The organism is Micromonospora sp. IBSANI012 (assembly GCF_052814045.1).
On the sequence record NZ_CP199933.1, the window covers coordinates 5,927,711 to 5,948,691 of the forward strand.

Sequence of the window (20,981 nt, forward strand, 5' to 3'; positions counted from 1 at the left end):
TGCCGATGAGCGAGCGTCAGCGAGCGAATCATCAGTTCAGCGCGGTGGTGCCTCATGGCGGCACGGAGCGCAGCGGAGTGCCGGCATGAGCGTCAGCGAGCAGGCCCGTCGGGCCCGGGACGCGGCGGGCGAGCTGGCGGTCGCCACGCGTACCGCCAAGGACGCCGCGCTGCACGCGATGGCCGACGCGCTGGTGGCGCGTACCCCGGAGATCCTGACCGCGAACGAGGCGGACCTGGCGGCCGGGCGCGAGGCCGGGCTGAGCGCGGCCGTGCTGGACCGGCTGGCGCTCGACGCGGGCCGGGTGGCGGGCATCGCGGACGCGCTGCGCCAGATGGCCGCGCTGCCCGACCCGGTGGGCGAGGTGGTCCGCGGCTCGACCCTGCCCAACGGGCTGGAGCTGCGCCAGATCCGGGTGCCGTTCGGGGTGGTCGGCATCATCTACGAGGCCCGGCCGAACGTGACCGTGGACGCCGCCGGGATCTGCCTGAAGTCCGGCAACGCCGCGCTGCTGCGCGGCTCCTCGTCGGCGGCGCACTCGAACGCGGCGCTGGTCGCCGTGCTGCGGGACGCGGTCGCCGGGGCCGGCCTGCCGGCGGACGCGGTGCAGCTGCTCGACGCCACCTCGCGCGACTCGGTCAAGGAGCTGATGCGGGCGCGCGGGCTGGTCGACGTGCTGATCCCGCGTGGCGGCGCATCGCTGATCCGCACCGTGGTCGAGGAGTCGACGGTGCCGGTGATCGAGACCGGGGTGGGCAACTGCCACGTCTACGTCGACGCCGCGGCGGACGTGGCGAAGGCGGTGGCGGTCACCCTCAACGCGAAGACCCAGCGGCTGTCCACCTGCAACACCGCCGAGTCGCTGCTGGTGCACGCGGCCGTCGCGGACGCCTTCCTGCCGCCGGCGCTGGCCGCCTTCGCCCAGGCCGGGGTGACCGTGCACGGCGACGACCGGGTGGCCGCGTTCTCCGCCGCGGTGGTGCCGGCCACCGAGGAGGACTTCGCCACCGAGTACCTCTCGGCGGACATCTCGGTGGCCGTGGTCGACTCGCTCGACGCGGCGGTCGCGCACATCCGCCGCTACGGCACCGGGCACACCGAGGCGATCCTCACCGACTCCGCCGCGGCGGCCCGGGAGTTCGTGGCCCGGGTGGACGCGGCGGCGGTGATGGTGAACGCGTCGACCCGGTTCACCGACGGCGGCGAGTTCGGCTTCGGCGCCGAGATCGGCATCTCCACCCAGAAGCTGCACGCCCGCGGCCCGATGGGTCTGCCCGAGCTGACCTCGACGAAGTATGTGGTCACCGGGGACGGGCACCTGCGCGGCTGACTGTCCGGGATGGACGGGCGCACGCGGGGGTGCGCGGGGCCGCTAGTCTGAGGCCGGTTCGGCACGGCTTGTCTGGGGAGGCGGCATGCTGGGCGAGAGCGCCCTGGAAGAGCAGCTGGCGCAGGCGCGCGCCGCGCTGCGGGAGGTGAGCCGCACCGGCACGCCCCGGGAACGGGTCGAGTCGGTGGGCGAGGCCGCCGACGGTCGGATCCGGGTCACCCTCGGCACCGACGGGCGGGTCAGCGCCGTCGACCTCGACCCCCGGGTGCTGCGCGAGGGGGCGGAACACCTCGCCGAGGAGTTGCGTCGGGCGGTGAACGCGGCGCTCGACGGGCAGGACGACCCGGCCGCGGCCGAGCCGATGCCCGACCTCGCCGCGATGACCGCCACCGTCGAGCGCCTCCAGGACCAGGGCCTGCGCCAGATGCGCGAGATCAGCCAGGCCATCAGCGAGACCATGCGCAAGATCCAGCAGCGGAGCTGACGATGGAGAACCTCGAGGTCGACATCGACGCCCTGCGCCGCGGCGCGGACGAGCTGACCCAGGCCAAGGAGGAGGTCCGACAGGCCTTCGAGACGTTCCAGGCGGCGCTGGGCAGCTACGCGCAGGCCTTCGGCGGCGACGAGATCGGCATGCTGGTCGGCGTCGCCCACCAGGCCTGTGTGGACGCCCTGACCGAGTGCCTCAGCACCAACGTCGCCGAGCTGGAGAGCTACGCCGACGGCCTGCACGGGATGGCCGAGAACTACCGGGCCGTCGAGGAGGACGTCACCGCCTCGTTCAGCTCGATCCTCGGCTCGCTGGGCGGCTGAGTCCCTCCGCACGTACGAAAGGAGTCGCCGTGGGCCTGACGCTTCCGGGCGAGCTCGCGTCCCTGCTCTCGATGATCGGGTACGACTGGCCGGAGTCCGACGAGACCGCGATCTTCCAGCTCGCCGGCGAGTGGACCGGCATGGCCGACCGGATCAACGGCTCGGTCGCCCGGTTGGACTCGGCGGCGCGGACGGTGCTGGAGACCAACCGGGGCGAGAGCATCACCGCCTTCGCCAGCGAGTGGAACGACAAGGAGTCGGCCGCCCGCAACATCGCCGACGCCACGAACCCGACGAACGTGATCGCCATCGGGCTGATGGCCGCGGCAGGCGTGGTGCTGGCCCTGAAGATCCAGGTGATCATCCAGCTGATCCTGCTGGCCATCCAGATCGCGCAGGCGATCGCCACGGCGGTGGCGACCTTCGGCGCGTCCCTGCTGGAGATCCCGATCTTCAAGATGATCACCGGGCTGATCGTCGACCAGCTGATCGGGCTGGCGGTGGACACGGTGCTCAATGGCTAAGAAGCGGACCAGCCCGCCCCGGCAGGCCCAGGCCAAGGGGGCCCGGATCGTCTCGGCGTACCTGGAGAACGCCGACGTGTTCCGCACCGCCAAGGCCGCCGGAACGAAGGTCGACGGGCCGGCCGTGCTGGTGCTGCGCAACCGCCCCGACTTCGACAAGCGGGACTTCGACCGCAAGGCGGCCGACCTGCGCCGGCTCGGGGACGACGGCTCGCTGAAGAAGGCGAAGTCGGACCGGGACACCAACAAGGTCTACGACCCCTCGACCCAGAAGAGCCGCACCCGCACCAACATCTACCGGGACCGGATGATCCGGAACCTCACCAAGGACGGCCGTCTCAAGGCGGACATGGGCACCCCGGAGACCAACAAGTACCTGGCCAACAAGACCCTGGTGGACCGGCTCTACGCCGGCAAGGGGCCGATCACCGCACGCGGCCAGGGCCTCGACCCGGACCACATCCACGAGCTGCAAATGGACGGAAAGGATATATACGATAACCTCAGGCCGATGGACGCCTGGACCAACCGTGAACTCGGCAGGGAAATCTCCGTGGCGCTACGGGACGTCCCCGAGGGCACCCCGATCATCGTGCGGGTGATCGAGTGAGCAGCCCCGACCTCCCCGCCGGCCTGGACCGGATCGCGGCGAAGCTCGCTCGGCTGCGCCGGCTGGAGGCCGAGCAGGGCTTCGGCGTGGTGCTCGGCGAGCCGGCCCCGCTGGAGCCGCTGCCCGAACTGCCCCGCGTGGCCGAGGTCTACGGCCTCTTCGGCCGGCTCGAGGGCGACAACTTCCGGTTCATGCCGCCGGAGGAGATCCTGAGCCCGGCCGCCTGGGCGGCCCGCACGGTCAACGAGTTCGACCCGATGGGCAGCCCGCTGGCGGTCGGCCACGAGGTGCACAGCATCCCGCCGGGCCTGCGTGCGGAGATCAAGGCCGGCGCCCCGATCTACCTGGACACCGAGGATCTCGACGTCTACTGGATGGAGCCGGACGACTACGTCTTCCTCTACGAGCACCCCGACGAGGAACCGGAGTTGACCGTCATCGCCCCGGACGTCGTCACGTTCTTCGACGAACACGTGCTCGGCCCCGGCTACCCGGCGCTCGTCGGGACCGTGCTCGGTCCGGGCGTGGCCGAGCGGCGGCTGCGCAAGGGGCCGCACACCGGCGAGTACGCCGACAACTGGCGACGCCTGCTGATCGCCGCCGATCTGTCCTCCTGAATCCCCCGTCGACCCGCGAAGGACCGTCATGGCAGCTGATCCCCGGTTCACGGCACTGTGGAGCGAGGACGAGCTCATCCCGTACCCGCGCGAGGCGTGGCTGGAGGGCGGGTTCAGCCCCGAACTGCTCCCCGCCGGCGACGAGATCCCGCTCGACGTGGCGGTCGTCTACACCGCCTTCCTCGAAGGCGACATCGAGCTGTACGACACCATCCAGCTCAGCACCGAGGACGGTTCGCTGGACGTCCGGCTGATCGTGGTGGGCGCGGTGGCCGACAACCCCGACCTGCTCTACGTGCTCGACCCGCGCAACGGCGAGATCCTCCAGTTCGACCTGGACCAGCAGGACATCCAGGGCGTCAACAGCAGCTTCCGCACCTTCGTCGAGTTCCTCTACCAGTTCGCGCTCTTCGTCGAGGCGGACGAGGGCAAGGCGGGCCGGGCCGAGCGGGCCGAGACGCTGCGGATGGTGCTGGAGAGCATCGACCCGGCCGCGTTCGCCCCGGACGGCTGGTGGCCGCTGGTGATCAGCCAGTTGAAGTGACCGTCCGGCAGGCCCGGATCGCCCGCAGCGTGGTGTGCACGTCGAACTGGTGACCGTCGTCGCTGTCCCAGCCGCCGTCGCTGCGCTGGGTCTCGGCGAGCCGGCGGCGGGCCGAGACCAGCAGCCACTGCTCCTCGCCCACCTCGACCCGGCGCAGCGTCGCGGCCAGCCAGGCCACGTCGGCCGGGGACATCTTCGGGATCCGCTCGGCCAGCACCGCCTGGATCCGCGCCGACTCGTAGTACATCTCCTGCCGGTGCAGCACGGCCGCGCTCAGCCAGCCGGCGGGCAGGAAGGACGGCCAGCCGCCGTCGGGGGTGAGCTGCGCGGCAACCGCGTGCGCCGCCGCCTGCACCACCCCGGCGTACGCGCCGCCGACGCGGTGGTCGAGCGGGCCGGCGGCGCGGGCGTCCAGGCCGGCCACGGTCAGCCAGAACCCGGCGTTGGCGGTGAGGTAGAACCGGGCCTCCGGATCGCCCGGCCGGGCCCACTCCGGGGCGAGGCCGGCCAGCGACGGATCCTCGTCCCAGCCGCCGTCGGGCAGCTGGCGGGCGGCGAGCCAGTCCAGCGCGTGCCGGGCCGCCGGGCGGCCGAGGGCGCCGAGGTCGTCCAGCTCGGCCAGGCGGAAGCAGGTCGCGTCGACGGAGCCGACCGCACCGTCCAGGACGGCCGGCCAGCCGCCGTCGGGCGTCTGCCCGGCCTCGGCGGCGTCGAGCAGCTCGACCGGCACCGCCGCGCCGGTGCGCAGCCGGGAGAGACGCGCACGGTCCACCGCGTCCCCGTGCGCCACGACGAAGCCGATAGCGGCGTCCATGTCCACCACGGCGGTCACGCTACCTGCGGAAAGGTGATCGCGCCTCGGGGAATCGGCCGAGGCCGGGGCGGGTGAGTGGCCCGCCGCCGGCCCCGGCCGTCGCTCAGTACGCGGGCAGCGAGGGATCGATCTGCTTGATCCAGGAGAGCACACCACCCTGGACGTGCACCGCGTCGCGGAACCCGGCCGCCTTGAGGGCGGCGAGCGCCTCGGCGGAGCGGACGCCGGACTTGCAGTGCAGCACGATCTGCCGGTCCTGCGGCAGCGTCGCCAGCGCCTCGCCGGAGATGATGTCGCCCTTGGGGATCAGCGTGGCGCCGGGGATGCGGACGATCTCGTACTCGGCGGGCTCGCGGACGTCGACCAGGAAGATGTCCTTGCCGGCGTCCTGCCACTCCTTGAGCTCCAGCGCGGTGATGGTGGCGTCGATCACCGCCTCCTGCGCCTCCTCGGAGACCGCGCCGCAGAAGTCCTCGTAGTCCTCCAGCAGGTCGGTGACCGTCGGGTTCTCGCCGCAGAGCACGCAGTTCGGGTCCTTGCGAACCTTGATCTTGCGGTACGACATCTCCAGGGCGTCGTAGACCATCAGCCGGCCGACCAGCGGCTCGCCGATGCCGGTGAGCAGCTTGATCGCCTCGTTGACCTGGATCGAGCCGATCGACGCGCAGAGCACGCCGAGCACGCCGCCCTCGGCGCAGGACGGGACCATGCCGGGCGGCGGGGGCTCCGGGTAGAGGCAGCGGTAGCAGGGGCCGTGTTCGGCCCAGAACACCGACGCCTGGCCGTCGAAGCGGTAGATCGAACCCCAGACGTACGGCTTGCCGAGGAGCACCGCCGCGTCGTTGACCATGTAGCGGGTGGCGAAGTTGTCGGTGCCGTCGACGATCAGGTCGTACTCGGCGAAGATCTCGCGGACGTTCTCCCGGTCCAGCGCGGTGTTGTGGATCCGCACGTTCACCAGCGGGTTGATCTCGCGGATCGAGGCCGCGGCGGACTCCGCCTTCGGGCGGCCGACGTCGGAGACGCCGTGGATGACCTGCCGCTGGAGGTTGGACTCGTCGACGGTGTCGAAGTCGATGATGCCGAGCGTGCCGACGCCGGCCGCGGCGAGGTAGAGCAGGGCGGGCGAGCCGAGACCGCCGGCGCCGACACACAGCACCCGGGCGTTCTTCAGCCGCTTCTGCCCCGCGACCCCGACGTCCGGGATGATCAGGTGGCGCGAGTAGCGGCGGATCTCGTCAACGGTCAGCTCGGCGGCGGGCTCGACGAGCGGGGGCAGCGACACGGTGGACTCCCCGGGATCGGCTGGTGGCGAACCGCGCCATTGTCGCTCGCCGAGGGTCCGGTCGGCCATGAGCAGTGACACGTAGCCCGACATGCGGGAGCGGGAATAACTCAGACACCGGGGACGAGCGCGCCCTCATGGCGCACCCCGCCGACGTACGGCCAGGCGTTGGCGACGCAGCCGTCCAGGCCGTACGTCTGCTGCTGCATGACCGGGGCCGGCTCGCCGGGGCCGGGGCAGGCCTGGTGCTCCTCGCCCAACTCGTGGCCGACCTCGTGGTTGACCACGTACGTCCGGTAGACGGCCAGCGGGGCACCGTAGTCGGGCACCGCGTCCATCCAGCGGGCCAGATTGATGATCACCTGACCGGGCAGCCGGCAGGAGGTGTACCGCTCGGTGATCAACCCGCCCTCGGCGCACAGCCGCTCGGAGGTGGCCGGGGTGGCCAGGTAGACGGTGAAGTCGGCGGCGGCGGCCTCGGGCACCCGCTGCACCCGCAGTTCGCCGGAGGCGATCCAGCTGCGCCGGTCGGCGAGCACCTCGTCCACGGTGTCGGCGAAGACGTCGACGTCCTGCCCGGTGCCCTCCTCGACCGCCACCTGGTAGCGGCGCAGCGGGCCGTCGTACCCGCGCACCGGGGAGCGCCCGTCGGCGGCGGCGAAGCGACCGGAGCCGCTGGTCGGGTACGCGGTGGGCGGGGCGTCCTCGTCGGCGCTGAACGGGTGTGCCCGGGACAGCCCGGCGGACGCCGGTACGGACGGCCCGTCGTCGGACCGGACGAGGGCGACGCCGGCGACGGTCGCGCCGAGCGCCACCAGGCCGAGCAGGGCGGCACGCCGCCGGCGGCGGCGCATCCGGACCAGCCCGGGTCGGGTGTCGCCGGCGGTTCGGTCGGCCGGGTCGGCCGGTTCCGGTTCGCCGCCCGCGGCGAGCGGGGAAAACGGGGTCACCCGATCAGCATGACAGACTAATCGGGCATATCATCGCTTTTCCGGTCGGTTACGTGAGTATGTTTCAGATCGCGCGGCGGGGCTCAGACCGGACGGCCGGTGTACGGCCGCCCGTCGAGGTACGGCCACGGGTTGGCGGTGCAGCCGTCCAGGAAGAGCGACTGCTGCTGCATCACCGGCGCCGGCCGGCCCGGCCCCGGGCAGCGCTCGTGGTGGTGCCCCAACTGGTGGCCCACCTCGTGGTTGACCACGTAGGTGCGGTAGAGCGACAACGGCACACCGGCCCGTACGAAGTGCGGCACCGAAGTGCGCCATCGGTCCAGGTTGATGATCACCTTCCCCGACGCCCGACACGACGTGTACGGCCGGCCGCCCACCCGGATGTCCACTCCCCCGGCCCGACACATCCGCCCCGCCGTGGTCGCGGTGGCCAGGTAGACCGTGAAGTCGTACGCCTCGCCCGCCGGCACCCGGCGCAACCGCAGCCGCCCGCTGTCCACCCAGCTCCCCGGCCCGGCCAGCGCCGCCTGCGCCTCGTCGGAGAAGGCGTGCACGTCCTCACCGGAGCCGTTCTCCACCGCCACCCGGTACCGCTGCACCGGGCCGCCCCGCCCCAGCACCGGCCCGGCCCGGTCGTCGTACCCGAAACTGCCCCGCCCGGCGGACGGCACCGGGCCCGCGAGCTGGAGCAGCGGGGCCGGGCTGGTCGCGGACGGGCTCGGGGTGACCACCGGCAACGGCGACGGGGTGAGCGGCGCGGCGGTCGGCCGGGGGGCCGGCGTCCCGGCGGCGAGCGTCTCGGCCAAGGCACCGGGACGGCCGGCGGAGAGCGCTCCGCCCGCACCGACCACCACCGCGAGCATCGCCAGCAGCAGGACCGTCCAGCGACGGCCCCCGACGGGCGCGCGGCGGCCACGGGGGGTCGCACGCGCGCGGTGACCGTGGGGGAGGAACTCGGGCATCCGGGTCAGCCTGCCATGTCGGAGCGCCTCCCGGCCTCCTCCGTTTCGGCGAGCAGGTGCAGCACCGCCCGCGCCACCGTGCGCGGCACCTCCACCTGCGCGACGTGGCCGACCCCTTCGAGCATCATCAGCCGGCTGTCCGGGATCGCCCGGGCCGCCTGCGGCGCCACCCGCACGTCCACCAGCTTGTCCTGCAGGCCGCCCACCACCAGCGTCGGCGCCTGCACCGCCGCGGCGATCCGCCACATCGACCCCGGCCCCGGCAGGTACGAGCGCAGGAAGCTGGAGACCAGGCCGCGGAACGTCCGGACGTACGCGGCGGTGTAGTGCGCGGCCTCGTAGCGCACCCGGATCTCCTCCAGCGCCTCCTGCCGGCGCTGCTCGCTGATCCGGCTCAGGTCGGCGAAGCACGCCTCCAGCACCTGCTGGGCCATCACCTCCGGAGCGAGCTGGGCCAGCCGCCAGGCCGCCAGCCGCTCCCCGCGGGGGATGGCCAGCAGCGGCAGCATCCGCCCCTGCAACGAGCGGCGGAAGTCCAGGAACGGCAGCGCCGGGGAGACCAGCGTGAGGGTACGCACCAGCTCCGGCCGCAGCCCCGCCACGTGCACCGCGATCGCCCCGCCGAGGGAGTTGCCGAACAGGTGCACCGGCCCCCGGTCGGAGTGCTCGATCCAGCGGACCACCCGCTCGGCGAAGGCCGGGATCGTGTAGCGCCGCCCCGGCTCGCTGCGCCCGAACCCGGGCAGGTCGATGGCCTGCCCGTCGAGCCGGTGGGCGAGCAGACCGGCCAGGTCCGTCCAGTTCTGCGACGAGCCGCCCAGCCCGTGCACGTACAGCGCCGGCTCCGCGTCCGCTCTCGTGGCCGGGGTGTCCCGGACGTAGGTGACCGTGCCGTCGAGGCGTACCTCCCGGCCCGGCCAGGGCGGCGGAACGTGGTGCGGGGGCAGCAGGTGCTCGGGCCAGAGGGCGGCTCGCTTCATGCCTCCCAGTGTGCCCAGCACGACCCGCCGGCGAACCCCGCACCGCTCAGGCCAGCAACGCCTCCAGGCGCCGGTTGACGGCGGCCAGCGTCGCGCGGACCACCGCCTGCCGGGGATCACCGGCGACCAGCGCGGAGCCGGCGAGCTGCTCGACCCAGCCGTCGCAGACCAGCAGCACCACCACGGTGGCCACCTCGCAGTTGCCGAACGGCACCACCGCGGCGTGCTCGACGAAGCACCGCCCGCGCTCGGCCGTGCCGTCGACGCCCCGCAGCAGCTGGTCCACCGCCGCCGCGGCGGCGACGGCGCAGAGCCGCAGGACGTACCCGTCCACGGCCGGCCCGGTGGAGTGCCCGGCCGCCGTCTCGCCGCCGGCGAGCAGGCGTACCTCGACGGTGGCCTCGAGACCGAAGGTGCTCACCTGGACGTGGTCGATCACCACCCGCGGCCCCGGCGCGCCGCCGGTGTCCAGCGGTCGGGAGGGCGCGCTCTCCGTCGTGGTCATCTGCCCACCGGAGTACGACGTGCCGAGCGTGGCCGGGCTGCCGGTGGCCGGCGGCGCGGAGGCCGCGCTCGCCTCCTCCACACTGGCCCGGCCCCGGTGCGCGGAGACCTGCCGGCGCCGGCGCGGCACCCCCTCGACCGTGCCCGGGTAGTCCTCGATACGGCCGGGGGCGGCGGTGGCCGCCTCGGCCGTCGGGCGGGCCCCGGGCGGCTGGTCGGCGACGCCGCGCCCGGTGCCCGTCGGTGCGCGACCCTCACCCGACGGATCGGCCGGACGGGACCGCCTCGACGGGCCGGCCCCGGGCTCCTGCCGGCGCAGGTCGCCGGGGCGGGACTCCGGGTCGCGCGGCCGGGCCGGCGCCTCGCCGGGGCGCGGCTCGGCGCCCCGCGGCTCGGGCGCGCGGGCCTCGGGTGCCCGAGTCTCGGCGGAGCGGCGGCGCAACGGCGCCGGGGCGGGTGTCGTGCCGGGCAGGTTCTGCGGGGCCGCGGCCAGCCCCATCCGCTCCTGGAGCAGTCGGGCCACCATCCGGCTCACCTCGGCCGGGTCGGCCCCGTCGGCGAGGTCCAGCCGGAGGCTGTGCGCGCCGGCCGGGGTACGGCGCAACGCGGCGTCGCGTACGCCGGCCACCTCCCGCACGGCGTCCAGGATGGCGTTGACGTCGAAGCCCTCCGGCCGCTCCCGCAACGGGGCGGGCTCGTCGTCGCGGCGCAGGTGGGTGGCGATGCGGGCGAGTTCCGGGGTCTCGGCGGGTGGCTCCACGGCTGGCGGCTCCGGCACAACGGGCACGTCCGGCTCGGCGGGGACGCGCTGCGGCAGCACCACCGCGCCGGGCTCCGGCGTCCCGTCCTCCACGGCCGGCGCGGCCGGAGGCGTCGGATCGGGTGCGGAGCGGCGGGCCGCGTAAGGGGGTGCGCTCGTCGGAGCGGGCGCGGAGGAGGTGCGGTCCAGGCGGCGTGGCCCGCTCGTGGCGGGGTCCGGCGCGGCGCCGGGACCGGTGGGGGTCGGCTGGTGGCCGGGAAGCTCCGCCGGGGCGCTGGCGGTCTCCGCCGGCACGGACCGGAGCCGGAACGGCCGGTCGGCCCGGTCGGTGGTCGGACTGCTGTCGGTGGCCGGCGCCTGGGCGGGCGGCGCGCTGTAGGGAGCGGCCGCGCTTGCGGGAGGCGCGCTGTAGGGGGCGGCCCCACTTGCGGGAGGCGCGCTCCGGGGCGCGGCGGCCGGCGGGGCGCTCCAGGGCGCGGCGGCCGGCGGGGCGCTCCAGGGCGCGGCGGCCGGCGGGGCGCTCCAGGGCGCGGCGGCCGGCGGGGCGCTCCGGGGCGCGGCGGCCGGCGCCTCGGCTCGCGGCGGGGCGGGCGTCGAGCCGTAGGACCCGTTGCTCGGTGCGGCGCGGTAGGAGCCGCTGGGCTCCGGCCGGCTGTACCACCCCGTGCCCGGTGCCGACCCGAATGACCCGGCGGTCGGTGCCGAGCCGGAGGGCTCGGTGGTCGGTGCCGAGCCGTACGACCCGGCTGGCGGCGCCGAACCGTAGGAACCGCTGGCCAGCGGCGCGCCGTAGGCCGTACCCGCCGGGCGTTCGCCGTGCGGCCCGGCAGCCGGCGGAGCGCTGGCGGGCGGGGCACTGGCGGGGGCGACGACTGGGGGCGCGCTGGCGGGCGCGGCGGCCGGCGGGGCGCTACGGGGCGCGGCGGCCGGCGGGGCGCTACGGGGCGCGGCGGCCGGCGGGGCGCTACGGGGCGCGGCGGCCGGCGGGGCGCTACGGGGCGCGGCGGCCGGCGGGGCGCTACGGGGAGCGGCGGAGGGTGGCGCGGCGGCGGATCGGGAACCGGCCCATCCGGCGGCTCCGTCCACGGCGGATCGATCCGGGCCCGACCGGTCGGTCGACGGCTCCCGTTCGCCCCGGGCCTCCCGCTCGGCGCGGGTCGGCTCGTACGGCCGGGGCTCCTCGGACCGCACCGGCTCGTAGGGGCGCGCGGGTTCGGCCCGGACCGGCTCGTACGGCCGCGCCGGCTCGGCGCGCACCGGCTCGTACGGCCGGGCGGGCTCGGCCGACCACTCCGCCGTCCGGTCGGACCGGGACCGGCGGCTCGTCGGCGGCTCGTCCTCGCGCGCCCACGGCGGCGCCCAGCCACCGCCCCAGCTCGGCCGGTTCCAGCTCGGGCCGGACCAGTCCGGTTCGTCGGCGGGACGGTGACCGGCGTAGGGCTGCTCGGCGTGCGGGTCCGGCTCGCCGCGCCCGGCGGCCGCCTCCTCGCCGCCGCGGGCCCCGGCCGGTTCGTCCGGTGAGCCGCGGTGGGGACGGTCGGCCCGGGCGCGGGACACGTCGGGCGGGAACTCTTCGGCCTCGGCCCGGTCGGGCTGACTCCGGTCCGGACGGGGTGCGTGGAAGCCCGGCGGGACCTCGAAGCCGGAGGCGGCGGTGCCGACCGGCGGGACCTGCACGGCCGGTGGCGCGGACGTGGGTAGGCCCCCGTCCGCCCAGCGGCTGAGCCGGGGTGGCTCCTCCGAGGAGTGCCGCGCGGCGGCGTCCGGGTCGGCCGATCCGGGCTGCTGCTCGGTCGAGGGCACCGGCCGCTGCGCCGGTACGACCAGTCGGTCGCCATCGGCGTCCCGCCGCAGGTCGGCGCCGAAGCGCGGGGCGTCGGCGGGCGGGGCGCTCACCGGGGACGGCCGGCCGCGCGGCTCCTCGCCGGGGTGGCCGACGCCGTTGAGGTGGGCGCGCCCGTTGCGCGGCGCGGGGTCGGGCTCGGGGTCGGTCAGCGGCGCCGGCAGGTCGCCGTGGCGCGGGGAGGAGGCGTCCCAGCCGATGGTCGGGCCGGGCCGGTGCCAGGGGGCGACGGTGTCCCGGTAAGCGGGGGCGTCGGCCCCGCCGGACCACCCGGTCGCCGGGGGTGCCCACCCGCTGACGGAACGGGCCAGGTCGTCCTGCTGACCCGTCCCGTCACCGTGCTCTCCCGGGGTGGCGGCACCGGGTTGCCCTGTTTCACTCACCGCGCGCTCCTTGGTCGCCCTCGCTGAGGCTACCGTGTGGTGACAGTGGCGATAAGTTACAGCGGCGGGCCAATTCCGGGACCGGGGTACATGCCCCAGACCGGTACGGGGTAAAAGTGCCGGCTCGTACGAAGAAACTCGGAGGTTCCCATGACCGCTGTGGGGAACGGTGCGCAGACCGCCGGCCGGCCCACCAGGCTGCCCCGCTCGGCGCGACGTAAGCAGCTGCTCGCGGCGGCGCAGGAGGTGTTCGTCGCGCAGGGTTACCACGCCGCCGCGATGGACGACATCGCCGAGCGGGCGGGCGTCTCCAAGCCGGTGCTCTACCAGCATTTTCCCGGCAAGATGGAGCTCTACCTGGCGCTGCTCGACACGCACTGTGACGCCATGGTCGCCAAGGTGCACGACGCGATGAGCGGTACCAACGACAACAAGGAGCGGGTCGGGGCCTCGGTCCGGGCGTACTTCGACTTCGTCGACCACGAGAGCGAGGCGTTCCGTCTCGTCTTCGAGTCGGACCTGCGCAACGACCCGGCGGTGCGGCAGCGCGTCGAGCGGGTCGAGCAGGGCGCCATCGCGGCGATCACCGACACCATCATCTCGGACACCGGCGTCAGCCGGGCGCACGCCGAGCTGCTCGCCTCCGGTCTGGTCGGGGCGGCCGAGACCGCCGCCCAGTTCTGGCTGGCCGGCGGTCGCCAGGTGCCCAAGGCGGAGGCGGAGGCGCTGGTCGCGGCGCTGTCCTGGCGTGGGATCGCGAGCTTCCCGTTGCAAGGTGAGTCAGCCTGAACATCCGGCCCCGAGATCGGATAGCCTTCCCATCGGCGGCTCTTTCGCCCACCTGAGGAGGCACAGTGGAGGTCAAGATCGGCGTGCAGTACGCGCCGCGCGAGCTGGTTCTGGAGAGCGCGCAGTCGCCGGCCGAGATCGAGCAGATCGTGACCGACGCCTTCGGCAAGGACGAGGGGACGCTGTCCCTGACCGACGAGAAGGGCCGGCGGGTCATCGTGCCGGTCAACAAGGTCGCCTACGTCGAGATCGCCGAGGCGTCCCCGCGGGCGGTCGGGTTCACCGTCCGCTGATCCGGTCCGGCCGCCGCGGCGGGTGCGCCCGCCGCGGGCCGGGCCCGACCGGGCGGGTCAGTTGTTCAGCCCGACGGCGGCCATCCGGGCGGTGTGGTTGGCGGTGAGCCGGCGGAACGTCGCCTGCACGTCCGTGCCGTCCCGCGCGATCAGCGCGGTCAGCGCGCCCCGGTCCGCCGCCGCGACCCGACCCGCCTGGGACAGCGCCTCGCCGACGAGCCGGCGCGCCCACATCGACAGCCGGTTGGCCACCCGCGGGTCGGCCTCGATCGCCGCGCGCATCTCGGCCGCGGCGAACTCGGCGTACCGGGACTCGTGCAGCACGTCCAGGACGAGCTGCCGGTCCGGCTCGGCCAGCGTGTCGGCGATCTCGCCCAGGAAGTCGTCGGTGATCGCGTCGCCGACGTACGCCTTGGTGACCGCCTCCAGCCAGTCCTTCGGCTCGGTCGAGTCGTGGTACGCCTGCAACGGCCCGACGTACGGCGCCATCGCGTCGTCGGGTGACGCCCCGAGCGCGGCCAGCCGGTCGGCGAGGCGCCGGTAGTTGCCGATCTCGGCGGCGGCCATCTCGCTCAGCGCGGCCCGGCGGCGCAGGTCGGGGGCGAGCCGGGCGTCGGCGGCCATCCGGTCGAAGGCGAGCAGCTCGCCGTAGGCGACCAGGCCGAGCAGGTCGACCACGGCCTCGGGTGTTGTCGGGGCGGACACGAGCGCAGGGTACCGCCCAAACCGCCACACCGAGACCCCGCAACGGTGACCCAGATCACAATTGTCACCCCCGGAGAAGGCCCGGTCACCGCGCTCCGGGACGCGCGCGGGGCGGCTCGGGTAGTATGGAGCAGTTGCCGCGGGCGCCGATCTGATCGAAGTCCTGCCTGCGGCGCGCGTGCGGCCCGGTCCGGCTCGGCGAATCCGCCCCCGACCGCGTGGCCCGCGCCATACCGAACGCGCCCTGAGGACAAGACGGGGCGCACCACGAGAGGGCACCCCCAGATCCAGATGAGCGAACAGATTCTCGAAGAGCTGGGTGGCCACGAACTGGCCCCCACCGCCCCGGTCCGTCCGGAGGCCCCCACCTTCGCCGCGCTCGGTGCGCGGCCCGAGACCGTCGAGGCCCTGGCCGCGGCGGGCATCACCCGCGCCTTCGCGATCCAGGAGTACGCGATCCCGATCGCGCTGCGCGGCACCGACATGATCGGCCAGGCGCCGACCGGCACCGGCAAGACCCTCGGCTTCGGCGTACCGCTGCTGGAGCGGGTCTTCGCGCCGGGCGAGGGCAGCGACGGCGTGCCCCAGGCACTGGTCGTCGTCCCCACCCGCGAGCTGGGCATCCAGGTCGCCAAGGACCTCGCCGCCGCGGGCCGGACCCGGGGCATCCGGGTGCTGCCGATCTACGGCGGCGTGGCGTACGAGCCGCAGATCGACGCGCTGCGCAAGGGCGTGGAGATCCTGGTCGGCACCCCCGGCCGGCTGATGGACCTGCAGAAGCAGAAGCACCTGCGGCTCGACCGGGTGCGCGCGCTGGTCCTCGACGAGGCCGACCGGATGCTCGACCTGGGCTTCCTCGACGACGTCGAGAAGATCCTGGCGATGCTGCCGGAGGACCGGCAGACCATGCTCTTCTCGGCCACCATGCCGGACCCGATCGTCACGCTCTCCCGGCGCTTCCTGCGCCGTCCGATGACGATCCACGCCGGGCACACCGCCGAGACCGGCCCGTCGCCGCAGACCCAGCAGCTGGCCTACCGCACCCACTCGATGAACAAGGTCGAGATCGTGGCCCGGATCCTCCAGGCCGAAGGTCGCGGGCTGACCATGATCTTCACCCGCACCAAGCGGGCCGCCGACCGGGTGGCCGAGGACCTCGACTTCCGCGGCTTCGCGGTCGCCGCCGTCCACGGCGACCTCGGCCAGGGCGCCCGGGAGCGGGCGCTGCGGGCGTTCCGCGCCGGCAAGATCGACACTCTGGTCGCCACCGACGTGGCGGCCCGGGGCATCGACGTCAGTGGCGTCACCCACGTCATCAACTACGACTGCCCCGAGGACCAGGACACCTACACCCACCGGATCGGTCGTACCGGCCGGGCCGGGGCCACGGGCGTCGCGGTGACCTTCGTCGACTGGGACGACATGCCCCGCTGGCGGATCATCGACAAGACGCTCGGACTGGAGATGCCGGAGCCGCCGGAGACGTACCACACCTCTCCGCACCTCTACACCGACCTCGGCATCTCCACCGAGATCACCGGCACCCTGCCGACCGCCGAGCGGACCCGGGCCGGGCTCTCCGCCGAGGTCGAGGAGGACCTGGGCGGCCGGCCGCGGCGCGGCGAGAGCGGCCGGGGCTCCCGGCGCGGCGACAGCCGGGGCGAGAGCCGGGGCGAGAGCCGGGGCCGAGGCGAGCGCCGACGCGGCGGTCACTCCGACGCCGGCACGCCGGACGCCGACGCGCCGGCCGACGCCGCCGCCGAGGAAGGCACCCGCACTCCCCGCCGCCGGCGTCGCCGCCGGGCCGGCGAGGCGGTCGCGGGCGAGTCGACCGCGGCGGTCGGCACCGACGCCGGCTCCCCGGAGCCGGCCGTGGCCGCCGCCGAGGGCGACCCGTCGAAGCCGCGCCGTCGCCGTCGCCGCCGTGGCGGCTCCGGTGCCGGTACCCCGGCCGAGGCGATCGCCGACTGACCGCTGCCAGACCCGACGTCCCCCGCACCGTTCACCGGTCCGGGGGACGTCCCCTTTTCCGGTGCCGGCTTTCGACGGTTCTCCGGCGGGGCTACCTAGCGCGCCACCGGTCGGCACCGCCCGACTCGGCCCGATGACACCCGACGCCAATCCCCGGACCGGACTCCGACCTGGCGTCCGTCCCCAGGGAGCTTGCCCGCAGGCTTTGCTCTGCTGCCTCGACCGCAACACAAAACCGCCTGCGGTGTTGCCGTCGAGGCAGCAGAGCAAAGCGTTCGCAGCGGGTGCCTCGGTGTCGGGCCGACGCGCCGGAGACCGGTGTCCGGCGCGGCGGACGAGCGACGCACGGCACCATGCGGTGGCCTGCCGACGGGCGGCCCGGACCAGGAAGGAAGATGGTGGGATGCCGGAACCGTTGGACGCCGCCCTGACCGAGGTCCGGGCCCTGCTGCTCGACCCCGCGCTGACCCGCGCGGTCGCCGCCGGTCGCCGCCGTGGGCAGCGCCCCTCGGTGGTCCGCGCCGAGCTGCGCCCGGTCGCGCTCAAGGCCGGCCCCCGGTTGCAGATCTCCACCTCCGACGGCGCCCGGCCGTACACCCGCAACGTGGCTCCGGGGGCGGAGGCCGGCGCAGCGGTCGACGCGCTGCTGGCCGAGCCGTTCGGCAACTGGCACGTGGAGACCGCGGACGCCACGCTCCAGCTCCGGGTGACCAAGTCCGGCGAGGCGCAGGTGCACCGGGCCGCCGCGAGCCGCCCGGACGCCGAGCCGGGTGGCCACGACCGCGCCAAGGAGTACCTGCTCGACCCGGGCGACCCGATCTTCGCCGAGATCGGCGGCTCGGCCGCCAAGCGGCGCCAGGTCGACGCGTTCCTGCGCGCGCTCGCCGCCACGCTCCCCGACGAGCTGACCGGCCCGCTGCGGGTGGTGGACCTGGGCTGCGGCAACGCGTACCTGACCTTCGCCGCGCACCGCTACCTCACCCAGCGGGGGCTCGACGTCGAGCTGGTCGGCGTGGACGTCCGGGAGGACCAGCGGCGGCGCAACACCGAGCTGGCCGAGCGGCTCGGCTGGGCCGACCGGGTCTCGTTCGTGGCCGGCACCATCGCCGACGCGGTGGTCGAGCCCGCCCCCGACCTGGTGCTGGCGCTGCACGCCTGCGACACCGCCACCGACGAGGCGCTCGCCCGCGCGGTGCGCTGGGACGCCCGCTGGGTGCTCGCCGCCCCGTGTTGCCACCACGACATCGCCGCGCAGCTACGCGCGCACCCGGCTCCCGCGCCGTACGAGCTGCTGACCCGGCAGGGCATCCTGCGGGAACGCTTCGCCGACGTGCTCACCGACTCGCTGCGCGCCGGCCTGCTCCGGCTGCACGGCTACCGGGCCGAGGTGGTGGAGTTCGTCGACTCCCGGCACACCCCGCGCAACCTGCTGATCCGCGCCCGCCGTACCGGCACCGCGCCGACGCAGGCGCAGCGGGCCGAGTACCGGGACCTGGTCGACCAGTGGCGGATCACCCCACGCCTGGAGACGCTGCTGACCGAGGCCGGCCCGACAGCCTGAGACCGGCCGGCCCCGACACCCGTCCGACCGCCTGAGGTCGGCGGTGGCGCGGGTCAGCGACGGCGGTTGCCGCCCCGGTCCCGCCCGGACCGCTCGCCCCCCGGGGCCCGCTCGCCCCCCGGGGCCCGCTCGAACACGGAGATCCGGTCCCGCGACGATCGCTCGTCCTCGCTCGGCGCGGTGGGGAACGGGACGACCTTGCCCGACGTCTCGGCGTTGCCGGCGGCGGCGAACGCGTTCCAGGAGATGTCGACCAGCAGCCGCTTCAACTCGGCGTGCCGGACGGCGGCGCTGTGCTGCAACGCCAGCCGGATGCCGAGCACCACGCCGACCAGGGTGGTGGTGATCGCGCCGGTGGCGGCCAGCACGTGCGCGCCGGTGGCGTCGTCGCCGGTCAGCACCAGCACCAGCAGCCAGATCCAGAAGCCGAGGGCGAACACGCCGGCCTTGGCCACGAAGAACATACTGACCGCACCCGGGCGGTGCGGCGCCGGAAGGACGGGGTCGGCCATGCTGCTCCTCAACGGTGCGCCGGGACTCGTCAGCGCCACGTCGCTGGTGGCGCCGGCGCGTCGAGCTTAGTTGATATCTGACTATCGACGCTGGACACAGAACCGGCACAAATGCCGGGATGGGGTGCCCACCGACGCCGAAGTCCTGTCGGCGGGACCTTCGGGTCGATCGGTCGACTGCTCCGACGCCTTGTCGTACTACCCTGGGAGGGCGCACCGAATCTGGGCTCCGGCCGGAAAGGGAAGACCCCGCAGGAATGGGTTCCGCAGAGGTATCACCACAGATGGCCTTCGCACGTTTCGTGCGACGTGCCATCGACGACGCCCGCGACGAGCGGGGTTGGACGGTGAGCGACCTGGCGGCGCACACCGGGGTCGGTCGCTCCACCGTCTTCCGCTGGCTCGCCGGCGACTGGCAGGACTATCCCGAGCTGGCCAAGGTGCGCGGGTTCTGCGCCGCCCTCGACCTGCCCGTCGCGGCGGCGTTCCGGGCGCTCGGGCTGCCTGACGCCGGTCCCGCGCCGCGCCGCCGGGTCGACGACTCCCCCGTCGAGGCGGACGTGCGGGTCATCCTGGAGCGGCTGGCCGACCCGACCGTGCCGGCCGAGGAGAAGCACCACATCCGCGACCTGCTCCGCTACCTGGCCCGCCGCCCGGTCCGCCGAGCCGGCTGAGCGACCGGTCCCCCGGCCACCCGGCCGTCGTCGTCAGGGCACGGTGACGGTGAACTCGGCGGTGCGCACCACGCCCGCCACCTGGAAGTCCAGGTACATCCGGTAGCGGCCGGGCCCGGGGGCGGTCACCCAGAAGGTGACCGGGTCGCCCGCCGGCGTCGCGACCGGGTGCACGTGCAGGTAGCCCAGGTCCCCCTCACGGAGGGCGACCAGGTGGCCGTACGCGCCGAGGTAGCGTTCCAGCGCGGCGGGGGCGCCACCGGCGCTGACGGTGAAGCGCAGCGGGAGGGCCTTGCCGACCTCCGGGGCGCCCTCGTACCCGACGGTGAAGCCGTCGACGGTCGTGGTGGTGGCCGGGGCGGGCAGCGGCCGAGGGGCGTAGCCGCCGGGCGCGACCAGGTCCACCCCGAGGGTCGCCGCCGTCTGCCGGCCATCGTCGGCGACCGCGGTGAAATCGGCGTACGCCCGCCAGACGCCCGGCTGCCCAAGGGTCAGCGGTACGGACCAGGTGCCGTCGGGCGCCATCGTCGGGTGCAGGTGCCGGTACCCGCTGAGGTCCCGGCGCACCACGATCAGGTGCATCGGCTTGTCGTGGACGACGGCGAACCGGGTGACCGGCCGGCGCCGCTCGTCGCGTACCTGGAAGCGGAACTCGCCGGCCCGGCCGACGCCGAACTCCACGGCCGACGGGGTGAGCGTGTAGCCGCCGGAGCTGACCGAGAGACCGCCCGCGCCGCTGTCGGCGGCCTGGTCGGCGCCGGCGCCGTGGTCGTGCGCGCCCGTGCCGGGGGCGTGGGTGTGGTCGGCGCTGGCCGCGGCGGCGCTCGTCGCCGAGGGCGTGCCCGAGCCGGGGTTGGCCCGGCCGAGGCCGAAGCCGAGCAGCACCGCGAGCACCAGCCCGCCGACGGTCAGCGCCAGCCGCAGCGTGCTCCGGTCCGCCCCCACCGGCGGCCCGTCGACCGCACCGGTCGGGAGCGCGTCGATCAGCTCAGCCCGCTCGTCGTCGGCCGGACGCACCCCGAACACCGGTGGACCCGCGTCGTTAACCGGAGGCGCGTCGGCCGGGCCGGGCCGCCTGCCCTCGACCGGGTGCCCGCCGCGCACCGGGTGCGCGTCGGCCGGGCCGGGCCGCCCGCCCTCGACCGGGTGCCCGTCGCGCACCGACGGACGCGCGTCGGCCGTCGGCTGGGCGTCGGTCACCCCCGAGCGCTCGCCGCCGACGGACTCGGGCGGGACCGGCGGGGTGGGCGGGTGCTCAGGCACCGCCGACGGCCAGTTCGTACCCCGCCTCGTCCACGGCGGCCCGGACCGACGCCTCGGACAGCGGCGCGGTGCTGGTCACCGTCGCGGTGCCCGCGGCCAGGTCGACCCGCACCTCGTCGACGCCCGGCAGCGCGGACAGCTCCTCGGTGACCGCGCGCACGCAGTGCTCGCAGGTCATCCCGGTGACGGCATAGGTCTGCGTGACGGTTCCCTCGGCCATGCGCCCACGGTACCGCCGACCCGGCTGCCGTCCGCCGTCCGGACGCCGAGCGTGGCGACGGTCCCAATCCACCC

21 protein-coding genes and 1 pseudogene are annotated in these 20,981 nt (G+C 74.9%); 12 read left to right on the forward strand and 10 right to left on the reverse strand.

Annotated elements, in window-relative coordinates; genetic code table 11:
• Window positions 1-85: 85 nt before the first annotated feature.
• The 7 genes from ACTWM8_RS27430 to ACTWM8_RS27460 all read left to right on the forward strand — a co-directional run bounded on the left by ACTWM8_RS27430 (window position 86) and on the right by ACTWM8_RS27460 (window position 4,438).
• The gene (locus tag ACTWM8_RS27430) at window positions 86-1,330 is read left to right on the forward strand and encodes a glutamate-5-semialdehyde dehydrogenase (RefSeq protein WP_446211465.1); all 1,245 of its coding nucleotides are present in this window, start codon (window positions 86-88) and stop codon (window positions 1,328-1,330) included.
• A gap of 85 nt (window positions 1,331-1,415) precedes the next feature.
• Window positions 1,416-1,814, forward strand: coding sequence for a YbaB/EbfC family nucleoid-associated protein (locus ACTWM8_RS27435; protein WP_350797924.1), 399 nt, complete (start codon window positions 1,416-1,418; stop codon window positions 1,812-1,814).
• Between the two features lie 2 nt (window positions 1,815-1,816).
• A complete protein-coding gene (locus ACTWM8_RS27440; RefSeq protein ID WP_446211466.1) occupies window positions 1,817-2,143 on the forward strand; it encodes a WXG100 family type VII secretion target in 327 nt (108 codons plus the stop codon).
• A 29-nt stretch (window positions 2,144-2,172) separates the two neighbouring features.
• Entirely contained in the window at window positions 2,173-2,667 is a 495-nt protein-coding gene (locus ACTWM8_RS27445; protein WP_358000258.1) for a WXG100-like domain-containing protein, read from the forward strand.
• Entirely contained in the window at window positions 2,660-3,277 is a 618-nt protein-coding gene (locus ACTWM8_RS27450) for a hypothetical protein (protein ID WP_446211467.1), read from the forward strand. The genes ACTWM8_RS27445 and ACTWM8_RS27450 overlap by 8 nt, the downstream gene beginning before the upstream one ends.
• Window positions 3,274-3,894: a hypothetical protein gene (locus ACTWM8_RS27455; RefSeq protein ID WP_446211468.1), complete on the forward strand. Its 621-nt coding sequence runs from the start codon at window positions 3,274-3,276 to the stop codon at window positions 3,892-3,894. Before ACTWM8_RS27450 ends, ACTWM8_RS27455 begins: the two co-directional genes overlap by 4 nt.
• 28 nt (window positions 3,895-3,922) lie before the next feature.
• Window positions 3,923-4,438, forward strand: a complete 516-nt coding sequence (locus ACTWM8_RS27460; protein ID WP_446211469.1) for an SUKH-4 family immunity protein — start codon at window positions 3,923-3,925, stop codon at window positions 4,436-4,438.
• On the opposite strand, the gene ACTWM8_RS27465 is transcribed toward ACTWM8_RS27460, so the two are convergent.
• The 6 genes and pseudogenes from ACTWM8_RS27465 to ACTWM8_RS27490 form a co-directional block, all read right to left on the reverse strand.
• Window positions 4,422-5,252 (reverse strand): squalene--hopene cyclase, encoded by an 831-nt coding sequence (locus tag ACTWM8_RS27465; protein WP_446214697.1) that lies wholly within the window; start codon window positions 5,250-5,252, stop codon window positions 4,422-4,424. The two genes, ACTWM8_RS27460 and ACTWM8_RS27465, sit on opposite strands and share 17 nt — an antisense overlap.
• A gap of 103 nt (window positions 5,253-5,355) precedes the next feature.
• Window positions 5,356-6,606, reverse strand: coding sequence for an adenylyltransferase/sulfurtransferase MoeZ (moeZ, locus tag ACTWM8_RS27470; protein WP_377608475.1), 1,251 nt, complete (start codon window positions 6,604-6,606; stop codon window positions 5,356-5,358).
• A 41-nt stretch (window positions 6,607-6,647) separates the two neighbouring features.
• Entirely contained in the window at window positions 6,648-7,487 is an 840-nt protein-coding gene (locus ACTWM8_RS27475) for a DUF3152 domain-containing protein (protein ID WP_446211470.1), read from the reverse strand.
• A gap of 83 nt (window positions 7,488-7,570) precedes the next feature.
• The gene (locus ACTWM8_RS27480; RefSeq protein ID WP_446211471.1) at window positions 7,571-8,449 is read right to left on the reverse strand and encodes a DUF3152 domain-containing protein; all 879 of its coding nucleotides are present in this window, start codon (window positions 8,447-8,449) and stop codon (window positions 7,571-7,573) included.
• Between the two features lie 5 nt (window positions 8,450-8,454).
• Window positions 8,455-9,429: an alpha/beta fold hydrolase gene (locus tag ACTWM8_RS27485; protein ID WP_446211472.1), complete on the reverse strand. Its 975-nt coding sequence runs from the start codon at window positions 9,427-9,429 to the stop codon at window positions 8,455-8,457.
• Window positions 9,430-9,475: 46 nt separating this feature from the next.
• Window positions 9,476-11,091: pseudogene (locus ACTWM8_RS27490) on the reverse strand (hypothetical protein); the annotation flags it as partial.
• 1,978 nt (window positions 11,092-13,069) lie between these two features.
• Here ACTWM8_RS27490 and ACTWM8_RS27495 point away from each other — a divergent pair.
• Together ACTWM8_RS27495 and ACTWM8_RS27500 are read left to right on the forward strand one after the other, a co-directional pair.
• Window positions 13,070-13,708: a TetR/AcrR family transcriptional regulator gene (locus ACTWM8_RS27495; protein WP_446211473.1), complete on the forward strand. Its 639-nt coding sequence runs from the start codon at window positions 13,070-13,072 to the stop codon at window positions 13,706-13,708.
• Between the two features lie 65 nt (window positions 13,709-13,773).
• Window positions 13,774-14,001 (forward strand): DUF3107 domain-containing protein, encoded by a 228-nt coding sequence (locus tag ACTWM8_RS27500; RefSeq protein ID WP_088960194.1) that lies wholly within the window; start codon window positions 13,774-13,776, stop codon window positions 13,999-14,001.
• Between the two features lie 57 nt (window positions 14,002-14,058).
• Here the strand turns inward: ACTWM8_RS27500 and ACTWM8_RS27505 are convergent, their stop codons facing one another.
• Window positions 14,059-14,706 carry a ferritin-like fold-containing protein gene (locus tag ACTWM8_RS27505; protein WP_446211474.1) on the reverse strand — a complete coding sequence of 216 codons (648 nt, stop codon included), beginning with the start codon at window positions 14,704-14,706 and terminating at the stop codon, window positions 14,059-14,061.
• 291 nt (window positions 14,707-14,997) lie between these two features.
• On the opposite strand from ACTWM8_RS27505, the gene ACTWM8_RS27510 reads away from it, so the two are divergent.
• Window positions 14,998-16,677: a DEAD/DEAH box helicase gene (locus ACTWM8_RS27510; protein WP_446211475.1), complete on the forward strand. Its 1,680-nt coding sequence runs from the start codon at window positions 14,998-15,000 to the stop codon at window positions 16,675-16,677.
• 403 nt (window positions 16,678-17,080) lie between these two features.
• A complete protein-coding gene (locus tag ACTWM8_RS27515; protein WP_446211476.1) occupies window positions 17,081-18,238 on the forward strand; it encodes a class I SAM-dependent methyltransferase in 1,158 nt (385 codons plus the stop codon).
• A gap of 53 nt (window positions 18,239-18,291) precedes the next feature.
• Here the strand turns inward: ACTWM8_RS27515 and ACTWM8_RS27520 are convergent, their stop codons facing one another.
• Window positions 18,292-18,702, reverse strand: a complete 411-nt coding sequence (locus tag ACTWM8_RS27520; protein ID WP_446211477.1) for a hypothetical protein — start codon at window positions 18,700-18,702, stop codon at window positions 18,292-18,294.
• A gap of 305 nt (window positions 18,703-19,007) precedes the next feature.
• Between ACTWM8_RS27520 and ACTWM8_RS27525 the strand changes: the two genes are divergently transcribed.
• On the forward strand, window positions 19,008-19,424 hold the full coding sequence (locus ACTWM8_RS27525) for a helix-turn-helix domain-containing protein (RefSeq protein ID WP_154941761.1): 417 nt from the start codon (window positions 19,008-19,010) through the stop codon (window positions 19,422-19,424).
• A gap of 33 nt (window positions 19,425-19,457) precedes the next feature.
• Here the strand turns inward: ACTWM8_RS27525 and ACTWM8_RS27530 are convergent, their stop codons facing one another.
• Together ACTWM8_RS27530 and ACTWM8_RS27535 are read right to left on the reverse strand one after the other, a co-directional pair.
• The gene (locus ACTWM8_RS27530; RefSeq protein ID WP_446211478.1) at window positions 19,458-20,687 is read right to left on the reverse strand and encodes a hypothetical protein; all 1,230 of its coding nucleotides are present in this window, start codon (window positions 20,685-20,687) and stop codon (window positions 19,458-19,460) included.
• Window positions 20,680-20,907 (reverse strand): heavy-metal-associated domain-containing protein, encoded by a 228-nt coding sequence (locus tag ACTWM8_RS27535; RefSeq protein WP_088960188.1) that lies wholly within the window; start codon window positions 20,905-20,907, stop codon window positions 20,680-20,682. Before ACTWM8_RS27535 ends, ACTWM8_RS27530 begins: the two co-directional genes overlap by 8 nt.
• Window positions 20,908-20,981: the final 74 nt, after the last annotated feature.

Excerpts from the sequence above, each read along its gene's own strand:
- ACTWM8_RS27465 (WP_446214697.1), bottom strand. The coding sequence starts at position 5,252 with ATGGACGCCGCTATCGGCTTCGTCGTGGCGCACGGGGACGCGGTGGAC.
- moeZ (WP_377608475.1), bottom strand. The coding sequence starts at position 6,606 with ATGGCCGACCGGACCCTCGGCGAGCGACAATGGCGCGGTTCGCCACCA.
- ACTWM8_RS27450 (WP_446211467.1), top strand. The coding sequence starts at position 2,660 with ATGGCTAAGAAGCGGACCAGCCCGCCCCGGCAGGCCCAGGCCAAGGGG.
- ACTWM8_RS27515 (WP_446211476.1), top strand. The coding sequence starts at position 17,081 with ATGCCGGAACCGTTGGACGCCGCCCTGACCGAGGTCCGGGCCCTGCTG.
- ACTWM8_RS27485 (WP_446211472.1), bottom strand. The coding sequence starts at position 9,429 with ATGAAGCGAGCCGCCCTCTGGCCCGAGCACCTGCTGCCCCCGCACCAC.
- ACTWM8_RS27430 (WP_446211465.1), top strand. The coding sequence starts at position 86 with ATGAGCGTCAGCGAGCAGGCCCGTCGGGCCCGGGACGCGGCGGGCGAG.
- ACTWM8_RS27535 (WP_088960188.1), bottom strand. The coding sequence starts at position 20,907 with ATGGCCGAGGGAACCGTCACGCAGACCTATGCCGTCACCGGGATGACC.
- ACTWM8_RS27435 (WP_350797924.1), top strand. The coding sequence starts at position 1,416 with ATGCTGGGCGAGAGCGCCCTGGAAGAGCAGCTGGCGCAGGCGCGCGCC.
- ACTWM8_RS27495 (WP_446211473.1), top strand. The coding sequence starts at position 13,070 with ATGACCGCTGTGGGGAACGGTGCGCAGACCGCCGGCCGGCCCACCAGG.
- ACTWM8_RS27510 (WP_446211475.1), top strand. The coding sequence starts at position 14,998 with ATGAGCGAACAGATTCTCGAAGAGCTGGGTGGCCACGAACTGGCCCCC.
- ACTWM8_RS27440 (WP_446211466.1), top strand. The coding sequence starts at position 1,817 with ATGGAGAACCTCGAGGTCGACATCGACGCCCTGCGCCGCGGCGCGGAC.
- ACTWM8_RS27480 (WP_446211471.1), bottom strand. The coding sequence starts at position 8,449 with ATGCCCGAGTTCCTCCCCCACGGTCACCGCGCGCGTGCGACCCCCCGT.
- ACTWM8_RS27460 (WP_446211469.1), top strand. The coding sequence starts at position 3,923 with ATGGCAGCTGATCCCCGGTTCACGGCACTGTGGAGCGAGGACGAGCTC.
- ACTWM8_RS27520 (WP_446211477.1), bottom strand. The coding sequence starts at position 18,702 with ATGTTCTTCGTGGCCAAGGCCGGCGTGTTCGCCCTCGGCTTCTGGATC.
- ACTWM8_RS27525 (WP_154941761.1), top strand. The coding sequence starts at position 19,008 with ATGGGTTCCGCAGAGGTATCACCACAGATGGCCTTCGCACGTTTCGTG.